This window comes from Pontibacterium sp., from assembly GCF_041587635.1.
Taxonomy (GTDB): Bacteria; Pseudomonadota; Gammaproteobacteria; order Pseudomonadales; family Balneatricaceae; genus Pontibacterium.
This window is the reverse complement of the sequence record NZ_JBFGYC010000269.1, coordinates 1-5,361: the sequence shown is the minus strand read 5'-3', so window position 1 is coordinate 5,361 and position 5,361 is coordinate 1. Positions and strand designations below refer to the sequence as shown.

General features: G+C 55.4%; 3 protein-coding genes. All 3 read left to right on the top strand.

Annotated features, from left to right (window positions below):
• Positions 1–3,042, top strand: a 3,042-nt coding sequence (locus ABYW01_RS13165; RefSeq protein WP_372833403.1) for an indolepyruvate ferredoxin oxidoreductase family protein, incomplete at its 5' end; no start/stop codon positions are given.
• A 71-nt stretch (positions 3,043–3,113) separates the two neighbouring features.
• A complete protein-coding gene (locus ABYW01_RS13160) occupies positions 3,114–4,166 on the top strand; it encodes a Leu/Phe/Val dehydrogenase (protein WP_372833405.1) in 1,053 nt (350 codons plus the stop codon).
• 89 nt (positions 4,167–4,255) lie between these two features.
• On the top strand, positions 4,256–5,361 hold a 1,106-nt coding region (locus tag ABYW01_RS13155; RefSeq protein WP_372833402.1), incomplete at its 3' end, for a sodium-dependent transporter.

The window sequence follows — 5,361 nt, the reverse complement described above, 5'->3', positions numbered from 1 at the left end:
CACGCCAGCAAATCATCCACCCTGCCGCATCAGAGCGACTACGCATTCATGGATGCGATGATTCCGGTGCTGTATCCGTCCGGCATCCAGGAGATGCTCGACTACGGCCTGTACGGCTGGGCGATGTCCCGCTACAGCGGTTGCTGGGTAGGCTTTAAAGCGCTGGCTGAAGTGATGGATTCGGCGATCTCCGCCAATCTGGATCAGGATCGTCTGGAGATTAACATCCCAACCGATTTTGAGATGCCGGAAGACGGTGTCAACGCGCGTTGGCCGGACAAACCGATGCAGCAGGAAGTCCGCCTGCACAAGTACAAGATTCGCGCAGCGCAGGCGTTTTGCCGTACCAATAAACTGGACCGGATCATCATCCAGCCAGAACAACCACGTCTGGGTATCGTCACCACCGGTAAATCCTATCTGGATGTATTACAGGCGCTGGAAGATTTGGGCATCAGCCACGAGCTGGCGGCATCGCTGGGTATTCGTCTCTACAAAGTGGCGATGCCGTGGCCGCTGGAACCGGAAGGCATGCGCGAGTTCGCACTGGGTCTGGATGAGATTCTGGTAATCGAAGAGAAGCGTGGCCTGATCGAAGATCAGCTCAAAGAGCAGCTGTTCAGCTGGCAGGATGACAAACGTCCGCGTGTGGTCGGTAAAAAAGACGACCAGAACAGCGAGCTGGTGACCTCGTTGGGTGAGTTAACTCCGGCGATGATCGCCCGTGCGATTGCCGCACGTATCGCACTGTTTTACACCAGTGATCAGGTCAGCCAGCGTTTGGCCTTCCTGGCCGATAAAGAGGCGGAACTGGCGCAGCCTCGTGCGCTGCTGGAACGTACGCCGCATTTCTGTTCCGGTTGCCCGCATAACACCTCCACCACTTTGCCCGATGGCAGTCGTGCCTTGGGTGGCATCGGCTGTCACTACATGGCGACCTGGATGGATCGTGGCACCGACACCTTTACCCAGATGGGCGGGGAGGGGGCGACCTGGATCGGTCAGGCACCGTTTACCGACAACAACCACGTGTTCCAGAACTTGGGTGACGGTACTTACTTCCATTCCGGTCTGTTGGCGATCCGCGCCTCCGTCGCGGCGGATGTGAACATCACCTACAAAGTGCTCTACAACGATGCGGTAGCGATGACCGGTGGTCAGCCGATTGATGGCACGTTAACCGTGCAGCAGATCACTCATCAGCTGTATGGCGAAGGTATCCGCCGTATCGCGATTGTCAGCGATGAGCCGGATAAATACCCAAGCCGTGCCGACTTCGCGGACGGTGTGACTTTTCATCATCGTGACGACCTGAATGCAGTCCAGATGGAGCTGCGTGAAATTCCCGGTTGCACCGTGATGATCTTTGATCAGACCTGCGCCGCTGAAAAACGTCGTCGTCGCAAACGCGGCAGCATGAATGATCCTGAACAGCGCGTGGTGATCAATACCGAAATTTGTGAAGGCTGCGGTGATTGCGGTGTGCAATCCAACTGCTTGTCCCTGCTACCGGAAGAGACCGAGCGTGGCCGCAAGCGCAGTATCGATCAGTCCGCCTGTAACAAAGACTTCAGTTGTGTACGTGGTTTCTGCCCAAGTTTTGTCACTGTTAAAGGCGGCACACTGCGCAAGCCAGAAGCGATGGCGAGCAACATCTCATTCCCTGAACTGCCACTGCCACAACTGCCGGATTGTTCCCAGCCGTACAACATCATGCTGACCGGCGTGGGTGGTACGGGTGTCGTGACCGTGAGTGCCTTGTTGGGCATGGCGGCACATATTGAAGGCAAAGGCGCAGCGGTGTTGGATCAGATTGGTCTGGCGCAGAAGTTCGGTGCGGTGATGAGTCATATCCGTATCGCGAATACACAGGATCAGATCCACACCGTACGCATTCCGGCAGGTGAATCCGATCTGATGATCGGCTTTGACCTGATGGTGGGGGCAAGTGAAGAAGCCCTCGGCAAACTGGATCGTAACCGCAGCCGTGTGGTGGTGAACAACCACGAAACCATGCCTGCAGCGTTTACCCGTGATCCTGATCTGCAGGTGCCGACTGATGCGATGCAGCAGGTGATCGTGGACACTGCGATTGAAGGTGGTAGCCACTGTCTGGATGCCACTCATCTGGCAACGGCGTTGTTGGGTGATGGTATGGCCGTCAATCTGTTCTGCATCGGTTTTGCATGGCAGAAAGGGCTGATTCCACTGAGCCGCGAAGCGATCATCAAAGCGATTGAGCTGAATGGCGTCTCGGTGGAGAGCAACAAACAGGCGTTCCTCTGGGGCCGTCGTGCAGCCTTTGATCAGGCCGCGGTCGAAGCTGTTGTAACACCGGATTCAGCGGTGCAGGTGGTGAAGATGATTCCAAGCCTGAACGACGTGATCCAGCGTGAAATGCAGCATCTGACCGACTACCAAAACGATGCACTGGCACAGCGTTATAAAAAGCTGGTGGATCAGGTACAAAACGCCGAAAAGTCCCTGTCGAAAGGCAATCAACTGACCATGGCCGTAGCTGAGAACTACAGCAAACTGCTGGCGTACAAAGACGAGTACGAAGTGGCACGTCAGCTGACCTCAGAAACCTTTCAGCAGCAGCTGGAAGCGCAGTTCGAAGGTGAGTTTGAGCTGGAATTCAATCTGGCTCCGCCACTGATCTCCAAAACCAATCCGGCGACGGGTCGTCCGCGTAAGCGCAAGTTCTCCAGCAAAATCCTGCCGCTGTTCCGCCAGCTCGCCAAAATGCGTTCAGTACGTGGCACACCGCTGGATATCTTCGGTTATACCGCAGACCGCCGTCTGGAACGTCGCCTGATCGGTGAATACGAACGCGATATCAAGCAGATTCTGAGCGACCTTCGCCCGGAAAGCTACACCGAAGCCTGCGCGCTGGCAGCACTGCCTGCGTCTATCCGGGGTTATGGCCCGGTGAAAGAAGCGGCCTATGAAAAAGCCCAGTTGCAGCGTCAGGTTCTGCTCAGCAACCTGAGCGATCCCACTCAAAAAAGTACCACCCAGTATCAGGAGGTGGGCGCATGAATGCACCAATAAGCTCAACCATGAACTCACCCTTGAAGGCACGAATGACACACGAAAAGGAACAACTGAACATGTCAGTATTTAGTCACCCGGAATTTGATAACCACGAACAGCTCGCGTTCTTCTGTGACGAAGAGACCGGATTGCAGGCGATTATCGCCGTACATAATACCAATCTGGGGCCTGCACTGGGTGGCTGCCGGATGTGGGATTACGCCAGCGATGAAGAAGCGCTGCGTGATGTACTGCGTTTGTCCAAAGGCATGACCTACAAATCCGCATTGGCAAACCTGAAGCTGGGTGGCGGAAAATCGGTGATTCTGGGCGATCCGCGCAAACATAAAACCGAAGATCTGCTGGCCGCGATGGGACGTTTTCTGGAGCGTACCGGCGATCAGTACATTGCCGCAGAGGACTCCGGCACCAGCGTACCGGATCTGCAGGTGATGAACCGTTACACCAACAACGTAGCGGGTGTCACCGAGCGTACCGGTATCGACGGCTTGCCATGTAACGGCGATCCGTCTCCGGCCACCGCGTATGGCACCTTTGTGGGCCTGAAAACCGCAGTGAAATACAAGTTGGGCACCGATGACCTGACCGGTCTGAAAGTGGCGATTCAGGGTGTGGGTAACGTGGGTTACCGCTTGGCCAAGCATCTGAAAATGGCCGGTGCGGAACTGTTTGTCACCGATATCCATGATGAGCAGGTACGTCTGGCCGTCACTGAGTTGGACGCAACCGCGGTTTCCCAGAGCGACATTCTGTCACTGGATGTGGACGTACTCGCGCCGTGCGCATTGGGTGCGGTACTGAATGACGCCACCATCCCACGTATTAAAGCCAAAGTGATCGCAGGCGCAGCCAACAACATGCTGGCCCATGCCCGTCATGATCAGATGCTGCTGGATCACGGCATCCTCTACGCGCCGGATTACGTGGTGAACGCCGGTGGCATCATCGACATCTACTACGAGCGTATCGGTCACGAGCACAATGCCGTACGCGCGCATATCGAAACCATCGCCGACACCCTGAACGAAATCTTCCAGCGTTCTGATAACAGCGGTCGCCCGACCGGTGAGATCGCCAATATCCTGGCCGAAGAACGTTTCATGAAATAACACCTAAACACTGCGGCTCTTGGCATCGCTACGGGCCGGTTATCGCTTATCAAAACTCTCTGAAGATAAAAATAAAATGGAGAACAACAATGACTGAATTGACTCAGAATCCGTCTGTCGGATCTGCTTCAACTGACTCCACCGCAGGCGCAAAAGCGGATCATCCGATGTGGTCCTCGCGTCTGGCGTTTATCCTTGCGGCCAGTGGCTCCGCTGTGGGCTTGGGTAATATCTGGAAATTCCCCTATATCACCGGCGAAAACGGCGGTGGTGCTTTTGTTCTGGTTTACCTGCTGTGTATCGCGCTGATCGGTATTCCGATTATGGTAGCGGAAGTGATGATTGGTCGTCGCGGTGGTCGCAGCCCGATCAATAGCATGAGGCAGTTGGCATCGCGGGATGGATTATCCAAGCGTTGGGTCTGGATCGGTGGCATGGGTATGCTTGCATCCTTCCTGATCCTCTCGTTCTATTCGGTGATCGGTGGCTGGGCGCTGTCTTATGTGGGTAACTCCGCCGGTGGTCTGTTCGCCGGTGCCAGCTCAGATAGCATTGGCGCGATTTTTGGCAACCTGCTGGCTGACCCGTACACATTGCTGCTATGGCACTCCGTGTTTATGGTGCTGGTGATTATGATCGTGGCACGGGGCGTCAGCTCTGGTATGGAGAAAGCGATCAACATCCTGATGCCGATCATGTTTGGTCTGTTGCTGGTGATGGTGGGTTACGCCATGAGCACCGACAGCTTTGGTGACGGCTTCAAGTTCCTGTTCAACCCGGACTTCTCCAAACTCACCACTGAAGGTGTTCTGACTGCACTGGGTCACGCGTTCTTCACCCTGAGTTTGGGTATGGGTGTAATGATGGCGTACGGCTCTTACCTGCCGAAAAATGTCTCCATCGTTAAAACCGCGGTGACCGTATCTATGGTCGATACCGCTGTCGCACTGCTGGCGGGCCTCGCGATCTTCCCGCTGGTATTTGCCAACGGTATGGAAGCGGGTGCAGGTCCGGGTCTGATCTTCCAGACCCTGCCAATCGCCTTCGGCCAGATGCCGGGTGGTGTCTTCTTCGGCACCCTGTTCTTTATCTTTCTGGTGGTTGCGGCTGTAACTTCTGCAATTTCCCTGCTGGAGCCGGTTGTAGAGTGGTTTGAAGAGCAGAAGGGTATCAGCCGTCTGAAAGGCGCACTGAT